19 protein-coding genes are annotated in these 22,219 nt (G+C 38.7%); 6 read left to right on the top strand and 13 right to left on the bottom strand.

The window, feature by feature from the left end; genetic code table 11:
* Positions 1 to 5 precede the first annotated feature (5 nt).
* From OQE68_RS20405 to OQE68_RS20395, 3 genes are all read right to left on the bottom strand, one after another.
* Positions 6 to 737 (bottom strand): ABC transporter permease subunit, encoded by a 732-nt coding sequence (locus tag OQE68_RS20405; protein ID WP_180569247.1) that lies wholly within the window; start codon positions 735 to 737, stop codon positions 6 to 8.
* Positions 737 to 1,678, bottom strand: a complete 942-nt coding sequence (locus OQE68_RS20400; protein WP_180569246.1) for an ABC transporter ATP-binding protein — start codon at positions 1,676 to 1,678, stop codon at positions 737 to 739. The genes OQE68_RS20405 and OQE68_RS20400 overlap by 1 nt, the downstream gene beginning before the upstream one ends.
* A 331-nt stretch (positions 1,679 to 2,009) precedes the next feature.
* A complete protein-coding gene (locus OQE68_RS20395) occupies positions 2,010 to 2,996 on the bottom strand; it encodes a pentapeptide repeat-containing protein (RefSeq protein ID WP_180569245.1) in 987 nt (328 codons plus the stop codon).
* A 464-nt stretch (positions 2,997 to 3,460) separates the two neighbouring features.
* On the opposite strand from OQE68_RS20395, the gene OQE68_RS20390 reads away from it, so the two are divergent.
* The 3 genes from OQE68_RS20390 (at position 3,461) to OQE68_RS20380 (ending at position 6,198) form a co-directional block, all read left to right on the top strand.
* On the top strand, positions 3,461 to 3,958 hold the full coding sequence (locus OQE68_RS20390; protein ID WP_180569244.1) for an aminoacyl-tRNA deacylase: 498 nt from the start codon (positions 3,461 to 3,463) through the stop codon (positions 3,956 to 3,958).
* A 129-nt stretch (positions 3,959 to 4,087) separates the two neighbouring features.
* Positions 4,088 to 4,603 carry a class II aldolase/adducin family protein gene (locus tag OQE68_RS20385; protein ID WP_180569270.1) on the top strand — a complete coding sequence of 172 codons (516 nt, stop codon included), beginning with the start codon at positions 4,088 to 4,090 and terminating at the stop codon, positions 4,601 to 4,603.
* 71 nt (positions 4,604 to 4,674) lie between these two features.
* A complete protein-coding gene (locus OQE68_RS20380) occupies positions 4,675 to 6,198 on the top strand; it encodes a hypothetical protein (protein ID WP_180569243.1) in 1,524 nt (507 codons plus the stop codon).
* Positions 6,199 to 6,504: 306 nt separating this feature from the next.
* On the opposite strand, the gene OQE68_RS20375 is transcribed toward OQE68_RS20380, so the two are convergent.
* From OQE68_RS20375 to OQE68_RS20350, 6 genes are all read right to left on the bottom strand, one after another.
* Positions 6,505 to 7,116, bottom strand: a complete 612-nt coding sequence (locus OQE68_RS20375) for a hypothetical protein (protein WP_180569242.1) — start codon at positions 7,114 to 7,116, stop codon at positions 6,505 to 6,507.
* 494 nt (positions 7,117 to 7,610) lie between these two features.
* Positions 7,611 to 9,356 (bottom strand): cupin-like domain-containing protein, encoded by a 1,746-nt coding sequence (locus OQE68_RS20370; protein ID WP_180569241.1) that lies wholly within the window; start codon positions 9,354 to 9,356, stop codon positions 7,611 to 7,613.
* Positions 9,357 to 9,385: 29 nt separating this feature from the next.
* Positions 9,386 to 10,333, bottom strand: coding sequence for a cupin-like domain-containing protein (locus OQE68_RS20365; protein WP_180569240.1), 948 nt, complete (start codon positions 10,331 to 10,333; stop codon positions 9,386 to 9,388).
* Between the two features lie 23 nt (positions 10,334 to 10,356).
* Positions 10,357 to 11,325: a cupin-like domain-containing protein gene (locus tag OQE68_RS20360; protein WP_180569239.1), complete on the bottom strand. Its 969-nt coding sequence runs from the start codon at positions 11,323 to 11,325 to the stop codon at positions 10,357 to 10,359.
* Positions 11,312 to 12,397, bottom strand: a complete 1,086-nt coding sequence (locus OQE68_RS20355) for a cupin-like domain-containing protein (protein WP_180569238.1) — start codon at positions 12,395 to 12,397, stop codon at positions 11,312 to 11,314. Before OQE68_RS20355 ends, OQE68_RS20360 begins: the two co-directional genes overlap by 14 nt.
* A gap of 160 nt (positions 12,398 to 12,557) precedes the next feature.
* A complete protein-coding gene (locus tag OQE68_RS20350; RefSeq protein ID WP_219340069.1) occupies positions 12,558 to 12,935 on the bottom strand; it encodes a hypothetical protein in 378 nt (125 codons plus the stop codon).
* Positions 12,936 to 13,518: 583 nt separating this feature from the next.
* Between OQE68_RS20350 and OQE68_RS20345 the strand changes: the two genes are divergently transcribed.
* On the top strand, positions 13,519 to 14,355 hold the full coding sequence (locus tag OQE68_RS20345; protein WP_180569236.1) for a sulfatase-like hydrolase/transferase: 837 nt from the start codon (positions 13,519 to 13,521) through the stop codon (positions 14,353 to 14,355).
* On the top strand, positions 14,303 to 15,652 hold the full coding sequence (locus OQE68_RS20340) for a sulfatase-like hydrolase/transferase (protein WP_180569235.1): 1,350 nt from the start codon (positions 14,303 to 14,305) through the stop codon (positions 15,650 to 15,652). Before OQE68_RS20345 ends, OQE68_RS20340 begins: the two co-directional genes overlap by 53 nt.
* Positions 15,653 to 15,747: 95 nt before the next feature.
* On the opposite strand, the gene pgsW is transcribed toward OQE68_RS20340, so the two are convergent.
* From pgsW to OQE68_RS20320, 4 genes are all read right to left on the bottom strand, one after another.
* The gene (pgsW, locus tag OQE68_RS20335; protein ID WP_180569234.1) at positions 15,748 to 16,836 is read right to left on the bottom strand and encodes a poly-gamma-glutamate system protein; all 1,089 of its coding nucleotides are present in this window, start codon (positions 16,834 to 16,836) and stop codon (positions 15,748 to 15,750) included.
* A gap of 7 nt (positions 16,837 to 16,843) precedes the next feature.
* Entirely contained in the window at positions 16,844 to 17,308 is a 465-nt protein-coding gene (gene pgsC / locus OQE68_RS20330; protein ID WP_180569233.1) for a poly-gamma-glutamate biosynthesis protein PgsC, read from the bottom strand.
* Between the two features lies 1 nt (position 17,309).
* Positions 17,310 to 18,530: a poly-gamma-glutamate synthase PgsB gene (gene pgsB / locus OQE68_RS20325; protein WP_180569232.1), complete on the bottom strand. Its 1,221-nt coding sequence runs from the start codon at positions 18,528 to 18,530 to the stop codon at positions 17,310 to 17,312.
* Between the two features lie 70 nt (positions 18,531 to 18,600).
* Positions 18,601 to 20,646, bottom strand: coding sequence for a CapA family protein (locus OQE68_RS20320; RefSeq protein WP_180569231.1), 2,046 nt, complete (start codon positions 20,644 to 20,646; stop codon positions 18,601 to 18,603).
* Between the two features lie 427 nt (positions 20,647 to 21,073).
* On the opposite strand from OQE68_RS20320, the gene OQE68_RS20315 reads away from it, so the two are divergent.
* Positions 21,074 to 22,213, top strand: coding sequence for an efflux RND transporter periplasmic adaptor subunit (locus OQE68_RS20315; RefSeq protein ID WP_180569230.1), 1,140 nt, complete (start codon positions 21,074 to 21,076; stop codon positions 22,211 to 22,213).
* The last annotated feature ends 6 nt before the right edge of the window (positions 22,214 to 22,219 follow it).

Below are 22,219 nucleotides of genomic sequence, written 5' to 3'. Positions count from 1 at the left end.
CCTCTTTAATTAGCTTTCTTCATATCAATAACGACTGCTGTTGCGATTAACCAGGCAGCAATCATAACAAAAAAGAAAACTAGATCACGAATATCTAACACGCCTTTTTTAATTGCATTAAAGTGAGTTAGAAAGCTAAATGAAGCTATAGTATCCACTATTGTCTGAGGAAGTTTATGAGCAAAGTCCAGCACCATAGGAGAACCTGCAACCACAAACAGAAAACATACAACAACAGTTAAAATGAAAGCAATTACCTGATTATTGGTAACCGCCGACATACATGAACCAATCGCTAAAAAAGAACCTGCCATTAACCAGCTACCTAAATAACTGGCAACGATAATACCATTGTCAGGGTTACCCAAATAATTCACTGTCATCCAAACAGGAAAAGTGAATAGTAACGCTATGCCAGTAAATAGCCAAGCAGCCAGGAACTTCCCTATAACAGCATCACGTAAATTAATAGGTAATGTTAGTAGTAACTCCAGTGTTCCTGACTTACGCTCTTCTGCCCATAACCGCATGGCTATTGCAGGAATTAAAAATAAATACAACCAGGGATGAAAGTCAAAAAAAGGTAATAAGTCGGCCTGACGACGCTCAAAGAAGTTACCCAAATAAAAGGTAAATACACTGGTCAACATTAAAAAGATAACAATAAACACATAAGCCAATGGCGTAGCAAAGTAACTACTCAGCTCGCGTTTTAAAATAATATTTATTTTACCCATCAGGCAACCTCCTCTGCCTGTTTGCTAGTGGTCACATTTCTAAATACATCATCTAGTCGGCCACGCTCGACAAAGAGTTGTTCAACCACCCAGCCTTTTTCTTTAATCAGATTATTAACCGCAGGGAATACATCTTCACCCGATTTAGGGATTAAGATAAAACAGCGATCACTTTCTGGGCTGACTTCTACATCTTCCACTAGATCCAGCTGTTTGAGAGCATTCAATACATCTTCACCTTGTTGTAATTGTAAAGTCACAGCATGATGATAGCGAGAGCGCGCTTCTAGCTCTGCTGGCTTTTCATCAGCCACTAATTTCCCTTGGGAAATAATAATAGCGCGATTACATACCGCACTGACTTCTTCAAGGATATGAGTAGAAATAATAACGATTTTGTCTTTAGACAGGTTTTTTATTAGGTTACGCACCTGATGCTTTTGATTAGGGTCCAAACCGTCTGTTGGTTCATCTAGAATTAACACCTTGGGGTCGTGTAAAATGGCTTGAGCAATGCCTACCCGACGTTTGAAGCCTTTCGATAATTCTTCTATACGTCGATTCACCACAGACTTCAGTGCCAGTTGTTCTACGACAGCTTGCACGCGAGCGGCCTTTACTCCCCCTTTATACCCTCTTACCTCAGCAATAAAATTTAAGTACTGTAATGGAGTCATGTCCGCATATGCAGGCGCGCCTTCAGGTAGGTAGCCAATCAGCTCTTTAGCTTTTAAAGGCTCTTTTACCACATCATGTCCACAAACTGACACACTGCCAGCAGTGGGTGTTAAAAAACCACATATCATTTTCATAGTGGTCGATTTGCCCGCACCATTGGGGCCAAGAAAGCCCAACACTTCACCTGCGGCTACATTAAATGAGATGCCATCAACCGCTTTAAAGCTGCCAAAGGCCTTACTCAGGTTGTCTATTTTTATCATGATCCTGCAACTTTTATCCTGCAATTGGTTTTAAAAAACTGTCGTATAACTATTGACCAGCATAGAACAGCTTAAGGGTACCTTTTAGGGGTGCCCTAATCCAAATAGAGTCAGGTTACATTCAAGAAACACTTGCAAGCAACTAAAGCTAACAACCAACAAGAAATCAAATAGCAAAAAGGGTTACAAGCGAACAATTCTTGAGCTCACTACCTGACTCTTACCTATCCGGGATATATAGAAACGCCTAAATAATACCGATGTCAGTATTATTGACAACAAAAATTACCAAATGCTGCAGCAGCTCGATAGTTCATAAGGGTAAGTAAGGCTATCTGGTCATTTTTTTCACAAAAACAACCACAAAAAGCGCCATGGTAAAACTACCACTGAATGCTTCAATAGCTGCAATGGGTCTTGCCATCCCCAATGGCGTGATATCGCCATAGCCCAAGGTAGTAAACGTCACCACACTAAAGTAAAGGCAACCACCAAACTGTCGTAAGTTTTCCCATAGACCTAAACTGGTGTTTAACCCGGTGACGCCTCCGTCCTCTTCAATGCCAAACAAAAAATATAGACAGGCACATAACGCTATCAGCGTTAAAGAAAAACCCACCACTCTTAATGGTTTTTCACCATAGCCACAAAATAAATCAACGGTTTTAGAAAGTACGCGGTGGGGAGAAAAAACTGGCAGCTGCCTTCTACGCATGGTCATTTCACGGTAAAAAAATTTGCCCGCACTCTCAAAAAGCCCCTGATTTTCACAAGCTTTACGTACATTACGATATACTTCTTCTGCTTCTTGATAGAGCATATGCGCTTTATCTTTATCTCCAGCTTTCTCTGCTTGAACTGCCTTGTTCTCTTGCAGTATGTGATCACCCCAATTAATATTTTCTAACTTAGCATTGGTAAAATCAGCCCCTAGCAAGTTGCAATTTTCTAAATCAGCACAATGCAAGTTTGCGCTAACCAATTTAGCCTTCATTAACGATGCACCACGTAAATTAATTTTAAACATATGCGCATGGGTAAGATTGGCCCGGTAAAAATCTGCATCTGAAAGGTTATGGCCTGTTTTAGATCCTCTGTTCACCAGATCAACATCAACTAAATTAGCTGATTGCAGTTGAAACCCCGCCATACTATGGCCTGTTTTAGCAAAACATTCCAGGCGCTCCTTAACGTTGGGCTCGGTTTTTGGTTTGCTATTATCAAGCCAATAACCCAGCTCTTTCTCTATATCAAGGGCATTAGTTGATGTGCTTTCAGCATCATTTAAAGGGGTATTATCTGATATGGCATGAGCCATTTGAGTTGCCTTTTTACTGCCAATTACCACTTAGCCTAAAGCTTTTTACCTCATAGACTGAAGCGTCCATCAAAACCACAGTCATTTTACTGGTAGCCCAATGAAGCTGAACCGCCTGTTGACAGGCATCGTTCTGCACACATAGCTCTACACACATAGTTCTGTACAACAGTATAGCTTGTTTCGCTTTTATTGGTTTTATTTTTCGGCTGCAATCTTCGTTGCATAACCACATTCATCAGGCAATATTAACAACGGGTTATGGAAGCTTTTCTTATAAGCCAACCCTAAGAAAGTTAAGGCTTATTGAGGTAGGCTCGATCGCTTACATTATTGAAGCTTTTTTATTATTGATTTTTTTTTCATCACAGCAATAAACTTCAAGCAAGCTACAGCAAGCCGCTAAGCTATAATAATGAAAGAGATTACCAATGCGGTTTGTTCCTTAATCAGGGAGTTAAGCCATGGCTATGTCAGAAACCTTAAGACAGTACTTTGCCTCTCGTCATATTCGCTATGAGATGAAGTGGCATCCTTCGTCTGCAACATCTTACCAAACCGCTTTACTTGCTCATGTTTCACCTATGCAAATTGCTAAACCCGTTATTCTGAAAAATCAGCTTCAGCATTATGTTATGGCTGTCGTTCCTGCCAAGTCAAAACTACAAGTAAAGATAATTAATGAAATGCTTGAACATGCCTTTCATCTAGCCAAAGAAAGCGAATTACAAGCCAGTTTTCGTGACTGTGAGCTAGGTGCTATTCCCCCTGTTGGTCAGGCTTATCACATGGACACCATTGTAGATGACAAGCTACTGGCATTGGACGATGTTTATTTAGAAGGTGGCGACCATGAGGTATTGATTCATTTACACAAAGAAGATTTTGCTCTGTTAATGGAAGGCCTAATGCATGACCAGATTACCCAGTTAGAACCGTATGGCCGTTTTTATTATCATTAAACTTTGGATGGAATAAAGCATTATCTACTCGTTATGTAAATGACGAGTTGAGCGCAGTCTGGCAATATTGCTTATTATTTTGCAAGAAGGATATAGGATGAGCGACCAGACTGCCGAAGGGGTTATCAAATACCAGGCCGGTATCAAGGTTACGGCTTTGGCAACCTCAGTCAGCGTTTAACAGCTTTCACTCCAGCTCATAATCCAAACTGCTTTCTGATTACTGGTACCCAAACTGGGGCTTTAGCTCATCTCCGCTCTGCGGATTATGCTTTGGTGACTAACGCCTGTCCTACGCAAAATCAGCTGACAGCAGAAGGGTTAGCTGCCCCTTCTTCTGAAGCACTAAGTCATGCTGTCATCTACCAAACCCTACCTCACATCAATTTTGTCTTTCATGTTCATTGCCCAACTATTTGGCAGCTCAGCCAACAGCTTGCTATACCTTGCTTACCTGCTAGTTTGGCTTATGGCACCCCTGCAATGGCAACAGCAATTGCCAGCATAATTAAGGATAAACAGGTACAAACCCAGGGCATTATTAGCATGCTAGGCCATGAAGATGGGTTAATCAGCTTTGGTGAGACGGCAGAAAAAGCAGGTTGGCCATTAATCCATTATTGGTTATTGGCTGATAACGGTTGATGGAAATAACAAACGCCCGTTAATCTTTCAGGTATAGTGCCCTAACAATGCAATATTAGAGGTGCCCTGTAATGTGGTGTCGTGTTTTTTTTCTGGTTACCTTATTAATTCTCACTAGCTGTGCAGCTATTAAGCCTCAGCCAGTGAAACCATTGGCTGATATTCAGTTGGCTGGCTTAACTTGTGAGGCAGGCTTAGCCCTTCTTCATCAGCAAGTTATTCAAGCTAATGTTCAGGATGCACAGTTGCACCCAGTTCCAGGCACAACATATTTAGGCATCAACCGCTTTCTATTAAGCCTTGCACCCCACATAAAGACACCTACTCAGCAGCAGGCCTGGCTTAATGAACTGACCACGGTTAATCAAGACAAATGGCAAGTAGAAATTGCTAATTTAACAGGGCAAACCAACCACCCTTGGCATCAATATGCAAATAGCTGCCTTGCTAAACAAACCCAGCAGCTTCTGAATAATCAGCACCTTTTCACTCAATTAAAGCAAATGGCACCACCCAATGAGTATCAACAATGGGCTCAAGTAGCAGGAATATATCCCATTACTCAATATTTTTTGGTACCAGGAATAAAAAAGTGGCATGAAGATGTACATCAACAGTTTAACCAGCCATTAACTGGGACAATGCAAGTTTATAGTCCAGCAACAAGCTTCACTGGTGCTTTACCCAATCAACGTAACAAAAAGACTCATCAAACGATCCTACCCAAACAGTTGAAGCAATGGCTCACAAAAGCAAGCAAACAGCATCCTTTAACGTTGCCACAACTACCTACTATACAGCTGGAGCAAGTTGCTCAATCTTTAGCTCCCCATTGGGCCATTCAACAGCAAGGTCGCTTTGACTTACCAGGAACTCCAGTATGGCAAAATAACCAGTGGTATATCAGCCCAGCAAAAGCTACTGTTTACTGGCGTCCATCTTACGCCACTTTACAAGGACGGCATTTACTGCAACTCAATTATTTTATTTGGTTTTCTGAGCGCCCAGCAAATCACTGGTTTGATATTTTAGCAGGTAACATTGATGGAGTAATTTGGCGGGTAACACTTGATACAGATGGAACACCTCTATTATACGACACTATCCATTCCTGCGGCTGTTATCACACATTCATGCCAGTATCAGATCGATTAGTTGCTAAACCAACCTCTGGCCAACTAGAGCCACCTTTGATTATTCAAAATCCAGCTAATACCATTCCTGAAATTAAACACAAACTGTCGCCAGCTACGTTACAGCCCGCTGTTGTCGCAGTTAATAGTATTGATCACTGGGTGCTTGGGGTAGGTCACTTCCCTGTATCAGCGATGCATACATACCAGCTCAAACCATACGACAATTTACGTAGCTTAATGATTGGCCCTCAACAACGAAAAAACCTATTTGACAACACAGGGTTTATCAAAGGCACTGAACGACCAGAGCGATGGCTGTTTTGGCCATCAGGGGTACCCTCTGCAGGTACAATGCGCCAATGGGGACATCATGCCACTGCGTTTATTGGTGAGCGTTATTTTGATGACCCTGCTTTGATAGAAAAACTATTTTCCTACCATAATGAAGCAATAAAATAGCTAAAGCCATGATAAGACAAGTGGTGTATAAAAGGACACCTCTAGCATGAATCATTTTTAGGCATGAATCATTTTTAGGTGTAAACATAAAGTGGTATATACCCACAGCGAAGGGTTATTTAGGCGAGGCTACCGAGAGATGAAGCCCCAGAAGTTTAGATAAACTAAATGACTGGGGTGAAGACAGTTTATTGCTCCTCGACAATTGCTCCTGCATTGCTCTAATGAGTGGTATCCATACCACCATGCATAAAAACTGCATTCACACCATCCTTGGTGCTTAGCGACGGTAACAAAGCCTAAAAATCATTTGCGAGGAGTATAAGCACTGTTAACCATAATATCTGAAAATCGATCTCTAATCGTACTGCAGATATCATTGCGTTCAAACTCGCTAAATTCCGTGAGTGATGTTGGGTCAAATCGATGTAAATGTAAATAAGGCGTTTGTGACTTAAATTCTTTTAAGTCACCATTTACCAGTACCGGCAGAAATGGCGTGCCATAGCGCTTTTTATATAGCCTATCGAGAAACCCCACTGCAACTTCTAGCTCTAAATGATGATTTCTACGTTGCTTGCCTACAGGAATGCTGACGATAAACCCTCCCCTATTAATCGCCTCACCAGGAAATAACGAAATACCTGTTTGTTTAATGGAAACTTCACTGACTCGGTTAAATGTATCATGAAACGCATAAGGGTTAGGTAATACGATCAGGCCACTTCGATCCATATTCGACAGTATCACTTCAAAATTGCTATATAACTTTGCAACGGAAGGGCTATAAACACAAAAGGCTGTAGAAACATGCTTAAAAAAACTAATTGCTTTTTTCTTATTATGTAGTGCTGATAAATCCCAATATAAATCAGGGTTTTCAGGACGATCTGCAAGCTGTATTGGAGCTTTTTTCATTTGACTTTTCAAGTCCTTCCGCTTAATCAAGTACTGACTTTACCTACTAACCCTTTTTTCAAACAGTCGTCTATCATACCTATAACCAACTTATTATCAATAAGAAACTCAAAACATCCAATAAAAGTAAGCAATTTCTGCACGACAGTACAATTAAAGGATTTTTTGACCTATTCAGGTTACTGTAGTAATTAAGTCAAGTACTTATAGTGGTCAAGCCAAAGTAACCGAAGGTAAATGCTAAGAAGGCATTGATAAAAATTACTTGTATAACGTAATCTCAGAACAGAGGGAACTATAAATATGCAAACTGTATTAGCACTGGTTCATGATAGAGTAAATAAACAAAATAAAAGTCCATTTATCATGTGGCTAACAAATGATTCAATTCCGGTTGAGACCAGGCTATCAGCTTAGTACCCCTGTGCAGCCTTGTTCGCATTTGGGTTCAAAGATTTGAATAATATGATTCTTCGTTATCCAGACAATCAAGCTCAATCTGATCCTTCTTCCTTGAACATAGACTTATTTTTATAAGCTTTCCATTTATTTAGTATTGGTTGCATTGCTACTGATTTTACATAGTTATCTCCTTTCCTTTCACGCAAACGTTTCATAAATGAGTCAATATTTGAAGCATTAAAAAAATCATGACTTAAGGAAATAGAGTCCTCTAACACTACAGTTTGATGCCACCAGCCATCAGGCAAAATAAGTACTTCACCTGGCTCCAACACAAAATCAATTACTGGTGAAGCGTTTCTGTAAAGAGGGTAATTTACATAATCTGGATTAACCAAATCAATGCTGTTATCATCGTAATGCAACCACGGGCTATCCTCAGGTGGGTGTAGCAACCAACGTTTACGACCAAAAATTTGTGCTGAACAAACATGCTGCCCCAAACGATCACTATGATTCGCAATACCAGAACCTTTTAGTCCCATAAATATCCATGTAAGTGCATTACGCTCTTTTTCAGGTAAATCAAATGTCCAGTCTTTTTCGTTATTATCTAACAGTGACAAGGGTTTAAAATCTTCCCTAAGTAAACTCATAAAGTCATCTAAGCACCACATAGCATAATGAGGTGCATCAAATGGTGTTTCAAAAAATTTTTTTAATCGTATATGCTTGTTTTGATCATCACGGCTTTGAAAAAATTGAATAAATACACTGCCATAATGCTTCTTAAAGTATTCCACATTCCATTTTGACAACGCTGGCCACTCATCAATATATCCCTGTAATACGACAGGCTTATGAGGGATAAGATAATTTTCCAGCAGTTGGTCAAAGCAAATATATCCACTCACACGTTCAATCGGTGTGGTAATCCGCTTAGGTGATTGCTGCTGCCACTTAGATCGAAAGTTTATACTCGCTTTATGAAAGCTTGCAATTTTTGGATCTACTCCATAGCTGCGCTCTAGCTCATACTCAAAATGATCAATATTAGACTCATTAACAATATCTTGCGTAATGGAAATAGAATCTTCCAAAAGTGTTGTTTGATGCCACCAACCCACAGGTAAAAATAAAATTTCTCCTGCTTCTAGCACAAAATCTAAACAGGCAGCTTCAGCAAACTCAGGATATTTTTCTATAGACTGTTCTCTTTCTAACCAATTTGCTTTCCCTTCAGCCAAATAAGGCGTCATTTCAGGAGGGCTGATCAACCAACGTTTACGCCCACATACTTGCGTCGACCACAGATGGGTTCCCATACTGTCTTGATGGTTTTTAATGCCTGTGCCTTTGTTACCAATGAATATTACATTCATCTCACCATGGATCGTTTTTGGCAAATCAAGCAACCAGTTGAATTGTGGATCGCCCAAGAAACTGTTTTCTATAGGATAATCTTGACTAATTAAAGGCAACATTTCCCTTACATAAAGACTGGAATATAAAGTTTCACCACTAGTCATCCGGCTAAATAAATGTTTAAGCCGCATTTGCCTAGCTTCTCCCTCATTGCCATTAGAAAATACATTTGTAAAAATATTTCCAAAGTATTTTTCAAACCATTCAACACTCCATTTTTCTAGCGCAGGCCATTGCGTCGTTATTCCCCTCACAATGACAGGTCGGCGAGGAAAAAGATATTGTTGAGTAACAATATCTGCTTTCACCGGCATATCAATATGACAGATTTCATGTCCACCATACAGACAATTGAGAATATCTAAACCTTTGCTACTAACGATAGTTTCTATATTACTTTTATAATTTTTCATTTTATCAATATACTTCAAACATACAATTTTTATTTTTTAAACATCAACTGACGATGAGCAAACAGTCTTTTTACGTCATCTAAAGACTGACTATTGACCTGACGACGAACAGCACGTATTGTTTCTTTTTCATTGAGGCCACTTTCAAGCACAGTACATAGATCGTTCATCTGTTTTTTTGTAAGATTTAAACGCCCAAGTGCTAACATTTTTTTCAGAATAAATAGCAAATCACTATCAGTATCATAAAACGATTGGGAAATCATTATATTGCGATCAACACTTTCAACTGCATGCCACCAAAGCGTAGGAATATACAACACATCACCAGGCTCTATATCAGCGTGAAAAAGGGTTGCATGACAAAATTCTGGATAAGCACTCCAATCAACATTTTGTATATTAACAGGTGAGTAATTAACAGGACTATTGAGCGGATAGAGAAATGGAGTATCGGTAACATCAATTAACACCAAGCGTTTATATCCTGCCACCTGGCACAACATATTTTGATACCAGTCATAATGCAACGCTATTCTATTGCCACCCCGGGACATAATCATCCCACGCTTTATAGGCATGCTGAATGCTTTAAAGGTAGGAATATCTGGTGCATCAGCAACAAGCGTAGGAAATAACCAGCTCCCTACAAAATAGTCCGTCTCCCCTTCTGATAATGTTAAACGCTCAAGAAAGCGGGAAAAGGGCATCCATACTTTTTCTGCATCATCAAATAAATTTCCTTCAAATTGATCGCGGGATGTCTCTACATCTACTACATTATGACCAGCATTTCTATTTAAGTATTCATTATCCCACAATGACAGCGCATCCCAATAAGCAATACCTCCTTTTATTAATAATGGGCGATTTTGAGCGACATAATCTCGATTAAATGCACTCACTGAAATATTTTTAATACTATCGATAGGTTTCAGCTTACTTCCCTTAATATTTAATTCACTGACTCTTAGCACAAATATAACTCCCTATTGTGAGCTCAGTAAGTAGCATGCCCATAAAGGATATCAAATAAATTTTCTTCAATTAAGCGATGGAAAAGACTATGAGGATAGTAGGATTTACCTTGTTGCTGCTGGTATTCTCTATGATATTTCTTTAGTAATGCATTTCGTCGGGAAGGGGTTTCATCCAGTGCAATAATATTCAGAAGGTCATCTCGAATTGAATCTGATACTGGCAATATCCCTGCTTCAATTAACCTACCTGTTACTCGTACCCTCTGCTCCATAGACTCATTAATAATGTAAGAAACAGCGATATTACGGCCATAAGACTTCACTTGATGCCACCAATAACAAGGCACATAGAGTATGTCTCCTGCTCTAATACGCGCTACATAAGGAGTAGCTTTTGCCAAATACGGAAATTGGCTTAGCTCGTACTGTTCCAAGTTCACTAAAGAGCGATAATCTATTGTATCTTTTGGGTATAAATAGTTGAAATCTGTAATATCGAATAATAAAAACTCTTTTTCTCCATCAAACTGACACATCAAGTTTTCATTATCGTCATAGTGCAGGAAGGATCTTTGACCACTTTTTCCCCACCAAAATGTCCGTCGCCTTTCAACAGGAAATACTGAGGAAACACAGTGCTCATTTAGGTCTTGGTAAAGCGGTGGAGGTAGATTTTGATCTAAAATATAGTAACCGTGGGTTTCTTGAAAAAATTTTATAGTAAAGTCTTTAATTGACATTACTGCCTCATTACCAGATTCTAATAATATTTCCCCCTGTTCAGACAAAGGAAAAACATCTACTTTTACTCTCTGATCACCTGCTATTTTCAGCAAATATTCATCACTGCTCCATTGCATGGCTGACCAGTGTTTCACACCTCCACGAATAATCAATGGTCGATGTCTATCTACATAACAGCTTTTAAATTCTGCAGGCAAAATATCATTTACTTCATCTACTGCAATAGGTATTTTAGTTAGCTTCATTTAAATTGAATAAACCAAGATTTATACGGAAAAAGTTTTGCATTAAAAACAAAACAGGATAACTATAGTTATTTTTATTTTCACGTAAAGTATTAAATACAGTTTGGCGTAAGCGCTTAAATTCTCGTTCTATTGGAGTGACATCTTCGTTATGTTGGCTAGCATGAAAGTACAAAAAGCTTAGTCTAAGATAGGTCTCAAACAAATTATGTTCTAAAATAGAGTCAGTACCTAGTTCAGCCCTTGTGTTAACAATCGTTTCAGTTGGGTTATCCAATATATTTTCCAAACGACTTTTATCCATAGGAAACACATTATTACGAGCAAGCTTTGCAAATGCCATGAACTGCCCCCGTCGATCCAACCGTACCCATGATAATGCAATGGAACGTCCAAGGGCTTTGACTGCATGCCACCAATACCCTGGAACAAATAACATATCCCCTGCGTTAAGCTTTACTCGATAACATGTTATTGTTTTTAATGCAGGAAACTGATCGTAGTCAATATTATCTAGATTGACTGCAGAAAAATCAGGTGCTTTTGTATCATCATAAGGATACAAGCTATTGAAGTCAGCAATATCAAATAATAAAAACTCTTTTTGACCATTAATCAATATGTAAATATTTTCTTCATCATCATAATGGAGTGGTGCCAGCTGCTCCCCTGCCCCCATAAACATTCCCACTCGCTTTACATTAGGCTCGACTTTTTTAAATCCTTCCAACATTGAGTGAGTGCCCAAGTCTTGTACTAAAATAGAAGGCATGTTGGAGTCATTTACATAAAGACGGGGATTTTCTTGGTAAGAGTCTAAGAAGTCTGCAAAGCGTACTTGAATGATTGGCGATTGATGATCAAAGCCTAGGTCAGAGCGTACGGAAGTGGTCTGAAACACTTGGCGATTACCCGCTATTTGGCATAAGTAATTGTCATCCTCCCACACTTTCACTGCTTGCCAGTGAGTGACCCCTTCGCGAACTACACATGGTGTATTTTTTAGAAAGAAGTTTTCATAAAACTCATCGGCAGTGATGGTGTCAAACTCAGCAATATCCTTATACTGCATGTTAGTTCTTCCAAATCATTAATGGCATCCTCTAAAAGTTATTTATGAAGGGTATATAGTTAATCAGGATAGTGTACTTTATTAAGTACACTACTAAATAGATAGCCTTTAGTAGCGTACTTCAACCTATAGCTTATGAAAGAGTAGGCTTGCTTCTAGATTAGATGGATCGGCGACGATAGAATGAAATTGCCGCTTTACTTTCATCAAGTACATTATTGGGAATAAATTGTGGTAAAGCAACTTCTACCTGTTGATTATACTTTAATTCCACATAATTAGGGTTAGTCCGTAAAATAGGTGCGGCTAGGTAAGTCGTACCATTCAATACAACCTCACTTTTATGGACACTGGGTGAGTCGTCACCTTCTTCTGGCATTCCATCTTCTATATCTACCACCCTATCATTGGCTACATCAACAGCGTTATTAAATTCATTATCTAAATATTCAGGATATTGCTTTAGAAAGTTCACAGACACATACAACACACCATCAAGCTCTATTTCATTACCAAACACTGACTGGCTGTTATTCATTGGATTTAAGCCTCCATTCTTAGCACTATATTCATACATGAAGAGTATATGTTAAACTACTATAGCTTTATACACCTTATGTACACTAAATCCTATATTTAAAATGTAATATTTAGTGAAGTAAGTTATTACTTAAATACACCTCTAATCATTGTTTACAGTCTCTGGCCTTGAAGACATGTTGAAGCACATAGAACACCAACAGCACTGAGTGCAGGTATACTCTTTGCGCATAATAGAGCCAATTGCCAAACAGTTAATTATTTTTTAACTTTTATTAATATCAACCATTTATATTTATGGCAATTCTTGTTTCATTAACAGTCAAATAGCAAATCAATACATCACAGGTTCATGTCTTAGTAAGCAGTCATTGCACATAAACTATACTCTATTATTTGCTTTTAATTATTTTCTACCCTAAATTTGCACATGGAACTGTGAGCTTTACTGTATTTTAAAATTGGGCAGCCCAACGATTAGGTTTACTGTAACACCTAATTAACTTGGAGTTTATACTGACAATTATTAATACGGATTTAATAGTACACTTTAACTAATTATAAAAAAATGAGTACTTTACATGTCGGATTCAAAAAAAATAAAAAGCGAAAACAGACCAAATATTCTTTTGATCATGGTAGACCAAATGCGTTTTCCCATGCTGGGAAAAGAGGGTGGTTTTAACCAAGAACTTAAGTCAATTATTGGTTTTCAAGATAATCTAGGGGAAGATAATACCTTTAAAGATTTTTTCCCAGGATTAATGGCCCTGCGTAATAATGCCGTGGTACTTAACCAACATCGTATTTCTTCTTCTGCCTGTGTTCCCAGTCGAGCGGCTTTGTTTACTGGCCAATACCCTAACAAAACCGAGGTTAAATACACAGACGGTATATTTAAAGATGGCTCTAGTAAAAACTATCCTTGGTTGGACCCAACAGGATACCCGACAATTGGTGACTGGATGAGGGCAAACGACTACAACACGCATTATATCGGAAAATGGCATATTTCTAATGAATCACTCGACTCATTGGAAGAGTATGGATTTTCTAACTGGGAATGGAGTTACCCAGAGCCCTACGGCGGGCTTTATAATAATTTAGGCTACTACCGCGACTTCCAATTTGCTGATTTATCACGTACTTTTTTTCGCCGCATGGGATTAGGTGTTCCCTATATTCAAGCGGTTGTGCAAGAGGAAGACCCAGATACAAGTGCGAAAGTTCAGAACCCTTGGTTTACTGTCGTATCTTTTAATAACCCTCACGACATTGGCCTATACCCTGGTGTTCCACAGCAAGCCTGTGATCAGGTGATTTCTAGTGAACCTTTGGCGTTGGCCGTGCCATCGCAGGACACTAATGCAAAAATCCCTGAAGGGGGTACAAGGGGGTACTATCGAACTTCCGCTTAATCCGTTCAATTTTCCTCAAGACAATGCGACGACAATGGCAACCTGGAATGAAGATCTTGTTAATAATAATAAACCTGGTTGCCAGTTCGATTATTCCTACAAAATAGGGCTGGCATTTAATTCCCTCACAGCACAAAGTGTTACAGACTCTTCACTTGGCAATGCAACAGCCCCAGAAGAGAGGCTAGATTCTGCCGCTAATCTTACCCTAAATGCAGATATGTTAGGACTGCCCTTTGCGCTTACTTCGAACCCTTATCTCACCACTTCTGCTTTTATTCAATATTATGGCTTTCTATTACATCATGTAGATCAACATATCCATACTGTGCTTACTGAGCTGGAAGCCAGTGGGCAAGCAGAAAATACGATTGTTATATTTTGTCCAGATCACGGTGAATATAGTGGCTCTCACCACATGATGATGGAAAAATGGCATACTGGCTATGAAGAAATGATACATGTACCCTTGGTGGTGCGTTTCCCAGAAAATTATTACCGTGTTGAAGGCGGCTTGCAACAATTTGAGCAAGCGACGAGCCATGCAGACATATTGCCATCGATTCTCGGATTAACAGGCATCAACACCACCGAACAACAGCAAGAACTGTTAGCAAAAATTTCTGGGCATATTACAGACAACACAGCCATGCCAGTAGGTTCAGATTTTAGTCAGGCCATTCAAAGACTAGGTGATATTAATAAACCAAATAGTGACCAGCCACGTGAAGGGGTATTGTTTGTCACTTACGATACCATCACAGAGCCATTCAAAAAAGTCGTTTACGATGGTGATAACCCACCACCCATCACTGACAAAGATGGAAATCTAAATCCCTATAGTGTTTTCGTTGAAGCAATTGCCAAGCTTAAAGCACAGCAACCTAATCTAGCAGAAACGCTAGGTTCTGGGTCAGTCAGGCAACCCAATCTAGTGCATTGTGCAGTCAGTAATGATAATTGGAAACTAGTCCGCTACTGGGATCCAGCGTGGCTAATTGATGATGCTGTTTTTGAGCCTCAACAATTTGAACTCTACAATCTCAATATTGATCCAGCCGAGGAAGTTAATTTACTGGATGTAAATGACCCTAACTTTAATGTCATTGAAACAGTACCTGAGGAATTTGGTAGCAGGACAACTGTAGTAGATCAAGCAAACGCCATGCTTACCCTACTGGAATCTTTAGAATTTGAGTGGTTAAACGGTTGGACTGCACCCACACAGACTTCACCGGACCCATCCAAACAAGCCTCAAAGCAGAAAAAGGTAAAAGCTGACAAAGAAATGGCCTAACCTCAATAGTTACTTAGAGTTTTTTTGTCTTACGCCACAACGAGGATGTTGCAAAAGGTCAAAAGCGCAGTAGTTTTGCGACACCCTCCAATTAACTACAAGACATCCACTTGCTGTTTTCTTTTAAAGTGATTAGCTGCTATTAATAATGAAAACACAATAACAATAAATCCTATTACTGCAAATAGCCGTTGATAAAAATTATCCTGATAGAGATGATGTGTACTGAGAGCAGTCAGTTGATTTTTTGCAATTATTTTCTCAATATTTGACAAGTGAATCACTGGTACCTTTGTACTAATAAACTTCCACATCAATGAAGTGATTTCAGGTGATGACTCATCAGAAAGTGAGCGATTTAAGCCTGGTTTAAACAGCTTTTTTTTATCATTAATTGAACCAACAGAGGCTTTCCCACCACCAATATTAATAAATGCTTTTATTGGCTTATCTCCAGCAGCTGCATTGAAACGCAGCCACTTTTCTTCAATATTTCCATCAAGCGAACCTGTATATATAAGTGAAGGGTTGTTATTACGTTGAATTGCTTTTTGCAATAGCTGTATACCTTGTGGCGAAAGGTTTATAGCTAGGTCATTTTTTGCACCATAAGATACAGCCATTGGTATAAAGTTAATTAATCCTGCTTTATAAAGTAACGACCCCATATCAATCCATAACATTTCTGGCTGATTGGCTCCCCACTGTGATGCAGTTAAACTCAGCATTATTAGTGGTTTTGCACCAATTGTTTGTAATGCTGCATAAGTATACAAGTTTAATGCAGGAAATGAACCGGTTGCACTAATAGCCACATAGTCACCTTTTTCAACACCTATCTCTTTCAACCACCGATATATTAATAATGTTATATCTGGATTTAAAGAAGCTTGTTTTGCACTTAGATGACCAAAAATAGAGGTTATCGGAGTTGACTCCCATGTACCAATTAATCCTGTTTGTTTCAGGTCAACATTAATTGGTGCCATTAATCCTAATCGTTGTTTTTCCTTTTTTATCAGATTACTTCCTTGCTTAGCCAGCTCAACAGCTTGCTTCATTTCTATTTTATAATTCACTAGCAATCGCCACTCGACAATATAAAGAGTAACAACGGCTAGTAATGTCACTAATAATAGAGCTACAGTATGAATTTGATACGGGCGCCGATAGATAGATTTCATTATACCTTTAATTACCAATAGCTAATAGAACAAGCCTGACTAAAATTGAGCCAGTGATAACAGTGCAAATCGTAGTAACAACCCCTTGCCGCTCATACCAATTAGCCACTAAACCAGGAATAACATATCCAATAACACCAAAAATATCATTATTACTTCCAGGTAATACAAATGGTAACTGATCTCCAACAAAATTCACTGATGCGACATGCTCAAATATCCCGCCTAATAAAAAAGCAACCAATAGCATAGCAACATATTGTCGGCGACCATATAACATCACAAATATGGAAAGTGCTTTAACCAGCATATAAGTAAAGATACTAATTATTAAAGTAATCAATACACTGAAAGGATTATGTAAATGTAAAGCGATGTAGCCTGGAACAATAACGCCACCACAAAATAATGAAAATAACTCAATAAATAGCAGACCAACAACTAACCCTACCCCAATGGATATCGTTAACATACTAACCAAAATTAACCTCTAGAACGTCGACAATATTAGAAGATGAAGAAGAAGAAGACCGGCGAGAAAAAAAAGCTAATAAATCAGCTGCAACCCCTTTAATATTACCAATCCCCACCACTAACAACTTGTGCCCACCTAACAGGGTAAATTGTTCTACTAGTGACTTAGATGTTTGATCAATAGGTACCTCAATCAATTCAGCTGCTACCCCATGTTGCATAGCCGTTTTGATAAATGCCTGCCTACCAGTTCCCAATACAAACAGTTTATCTATATCAGTCAGCGAAGCGCACATTTTACCAAGCTGGATAGAGCGCTCTCGACGATCTGCACGACAGTTAACCAGCATAATTTTATGACTATTATCTACTAGTCGTTCTAAAGCCTGTTCCCAACAAAGCTTAGAAGATAATGGATCATTTGCAGCAAAAGCATTCACTAAAATTAATTGTGTTTCTTGCCAGGTTAACTGTTTAATATCCATTGCGCCTAGATCAGGCGTTGACTGCCACATTCCCTGTAAAGCCGTTTGGCGATCCACTCCTAAATCTCGACACACACTCAATGCCAGCGCTACATTCTCTTGATGTTCTATATAGCTGAAGCCATTCATATCTGCAGAACTAATACTATTTGAAGCAATAAGTGCAACTAGCTGAGAGTTACGGTCAGCTGCTGCCTTTTTAAATATATTTAAATATTTTTTCTCATTGGTATACAGCTTTCCGTTAACAGGTACTGTACCCGCTAATGCTTTTGCCACATCTCGTTCTGTTGGCCCCATCACATCCAAATGATCAGGACCACTATTGGTAATTACCCCATGGGTTGACTTAACTAATGAAAGCTCAGAATAAGCCTGCAACTCAGGCTTTAATGCCATACACTCTACTATTAATACATCTGCTCGATAGCTTTCTGCAAACTCAACTACTTTACACTGCTCAATTATATTTGGAATACAGCCCCTTTTAATCGTAATCTCATCTTTATTCCCTAACACGAGCTTCGCTTCTGAGCCAGTTGTTTTACATAATGTTTTCAAGCCCGCCTGACGTAATCCCGCAGCAATCAATCGAGCTACCGATGACTTACCTCGGGTACCATTGATATGAATTCGAATAGGAATACTTTGAAGATAACGATTATGCTTTCGTCGCTCCAGATAAGTGATAGCAATAAGAAAAAGCAATAATATCATTATAACGATAATATCCATTTACAAAGCTCAACTATTCGTTACTCTGTTAAGAATTCATCTACAACATAAGGTCATTTACCCAACTAAGTCACATAGTATATCTTCTCTTAATTGTCTTATAAACTGCATTTATTTTATTTGGCGTTTTTAACGATAATAGCTTAATAGTGTCTATATAAGAGCTGCCAGTCTCTAAGAGAATATCATGGCCTATGTATTCATTTTTTATCCAATTAGTAAAATAAATATCGTCTAACATCATTTCAGTTATTGACTCATTTGATTCTGGAAAAAAACTAAGGTTAGCCGAAAAACCTCGATTTTTATACGCTGGTGGATTAAATTCAAATGACACTTGTTGCCACTGATTTGCCTTTATCCCTACGGAAGATAGGGTTTGCCTCTTTCTTTCCTTAACTACAGTACCATTCATCTCATCGTAATCAATGGAAAATTGTAGCTTCCCTGAATGTTGTGGCTTTACCCAAGCATTCAACGAAATACTGCCATTATCCTTATAAATTCTTACTTTCCGTATCAGCTGTATTTGAGGTTGATTAGATTTGACAACGATACCAAACTGTCCATGTTTAGCTGCTTGTGGTGAAATAATAAGGTCTCCATCAATGGCCTTCCAATGATTTTGAGTGGATTTATCATGATCAATCCATTCAAAGCTATCCAAAGGCAATAAAATATTACCTTGATTAACCTGCATTACTCCAGCTGAAGACAATTGACTAAGGTATGTAAGCCCATCAGTTTCTTTAGAAAATCTTAAGAAAAGGTGGCTACCATTGTTATTTTGTATGGTGCGTTTTGATACTGTCGTAATCAGTTCATCTTGTCTGGCTGTAATCACTCCATGAGCCCCCGATTTATAAATATACACTTCATTAACTGCAGACAAATATCTTACTCGATTCAGCACATAGTGGTTAATATCAGATATTGCTGGCTTAGGCTGATATTTATCAATATAAATAGGAACAACTTCAGCTCGATGAAATGACTCTCCATCCATCCACACATACAAAATCATAGACGCCTGGGTACCATAATGATACTGATCAAAAATAAAATTCCCTAATGAATAGGCTACTAGTTTCCCTTTATATAGGTCAAACCCTTGAATAACATGAGGATGATGACCAATAGCTAAATCAGCTCCTTGATCAATCGCTAATTGTAATCGTAATTTCGTACTCTCATCAGGGTTCTCACCATATTCACGACTACCATGGTATTGAATAATGGAAGGGCCTTGATGATCAGCTAACTTTCTAAATGTATCGACTATATTGTTTTCATTGCCCCAAGCAGCCCCTCCTTTATCAAAAGAAGCTACTTGATTTGGGGTGACTTTTCCTGGCCACCCCACAAATCCTGTAAATGCAAAATTCTGTTTGTTTATATCTAAATATTTAGGTGATAGTGCCAACTTATCATTTAACCCAGCCCCTACATAGTCAAACGAGAGTTTATTAATGGCTTCCAGGGTACTTGTTAAGCCGATATCCAAATAGTCATAAATATGATTATTACCAAGGTTAACAAAATCAACGCCTGCCCACTTCAATGCTTTTAAACTTTCTGGCCGACTATAAAAGGTATAAGGCTTAATACTTTTTATTTCAGGCTCATTCTTTATTATGGGTGACTCCAGGTTAACACTGGTATAATCAGCTATTTCTAAATAGGGTTTAATAGTAGATAAAATTTTCTTACTGTCTTCATAAGCAGCTGTAGAGTGTATTATTGCCGTTCCAGGGTCCGCAGGGGTTAAAAAGCGTCTTCCCATCATCACATCTCCTGTAAATAGCAGTAGTGCTCTCCCCTTTTTACGAGCAACCAGCTCAATATCAGGTATTGTTCCTTTTGAAATATCAGTTTTAGAGAAATAGTGTAGCGAGGGATAGTAGCCTTTAGCTGAAACTAGTACTTTATATATACTATTTACTGGCACTGTCGCGCTATATTTTCCATTTTTTGATGTTTCCAAGAAGTAATCATTCACCTGGACCTTACTTTGAATGCCCTCTCCCTGTTCATTAATAATTTTTCCCGAAATTAAATGACTAGCACTAACTGACTCAGCAATTATAAATAATAGGATTAGCCATTCACTCTTCATTTACTGTCTCCTTACTACAAAAGACCACTGTGATTAAACATTACACTGATATCACAAATAAATTTACAAAGCTGAGTAAAAGTTTACCCAACGCCATAATATTAGATGGCCTTCGTATAATTCCGATAAAATAGTTATAGTGTTGCTGTATTTTATAATTTAATCAACTGCTACTGTCGTAATTAATGCTACAATGTCGTTATCTTTGCTTCTTGTAGTATAAAGGCCTTGATTTGATACAACCGCCTTTACAACTCATCGTTGATGCAACATTGTTAGCTTATACCCTTTTCATGGCGTATATTTATGTGTCAACTACTTGTTTATTCCTAGCTTTTGTTCATCTATTCTCTATTTAGGGCACCTCTAATGATTACGGCCTCTGTGCAAGCAGATGAGCCTTCAGGTAAACCAGGGATACCTCTCTATGCTTTATAAAGCAGTATTCAACATAGTTATTACGAGTTTGTTATTTTTCTTTAAAGTAAATGTTAACTCTGCGCCTATTCCGGTCTTTACAAAACCAGTACAACTAGAACCTTTTGTTGAAAAAATTGAAGCATTAGGCACCCTCAGAGCTAATGAGGCAGTCACATTATCTTCTACTGTTACTGAAACAATTACTGCTATTCATTTTAATGACAACCAACGAGTTAAAAAAGGTGATGTCTTAGTTGAAATGACCAGTACTGAAGAACATGCTCAACTAGAAGAGGCTCGCTCTACTTTGGAAGAATCCAAACGGCAGTATGAACGTGTCCAATCGTTAGTGAAATCTAACTTAGCCTCTAAATCACTATTAGATCAACGACGAGTAACATATGAAACTGCCCAGGCTAAGTTTTTTGCAACCCAATCCCGACTAGCCGATCGACTAATTATTGCACCTTTTAATGGTGTGGTGGGGTTACGTAATATCAGTGCCGGATCACTGGTAACACCAGGTGATCCAATTACTACACTTGATGACGATAGTGTAATGAAATTAGATATTACTGTACCTGCAATATTTTTAGGCACCTTAAAACCTGGTCTTGAGATCACAACCAAATCAAGAGAAGTGAATGACAATATTTTTCAAGGAAAGATTACCAGCATTGACTCTCGCATCAACCCTATCACCCGCTCCATCATTGTGCGCGCGATATTACCCAATCAGCAACAACGACTAAAACCTGGTATGTTAATGTTGGTTGAACTACGCAAGCCTGTTAAAGAAAGTTTAATGTTGCCAGAAGAGGCTCTAGTGCAAGAGGGTTTTAATAAATACGCTTTTGTCGTGAATACAACCACTACGCCACCAACCGTTGAAAAGCGCAAATTAACCACTGGTCCCCGACGGCCAGGCGCTATTGTTGTACAACGCGGGCTGCAACCCGGAGAAATAGTCGTCACTCACGGCCTAATGCGGTTAAATAATGGTAGTCCAGTAAAAATATTGGCTAAGCAGCGAACGAAGGCTAATCAATCTATCACTGACCTTTTACAACAGCTGCCTCCTAATCAATCATCTACTCAACCATACCGTCCCGTCCATCAGCTTAAATCATCAGATAAACAAGAGTAACCTAAA

Source organism: Spartinivicinus marinus (assembly GCF_026309355.1).
Classification (GTDB): Bacteria; Pseudomonadota; Gammaproteobacteria; order Pseudomonadales; family Zooshikellaceae; genus Spartinivicinus; species Spartinivicinus marinus.
The sequence above is the reverse complement of the archived record's forward strand: the minus strand, read 5'-3'. Positions and strand labels throughout refer to the sequence as shown.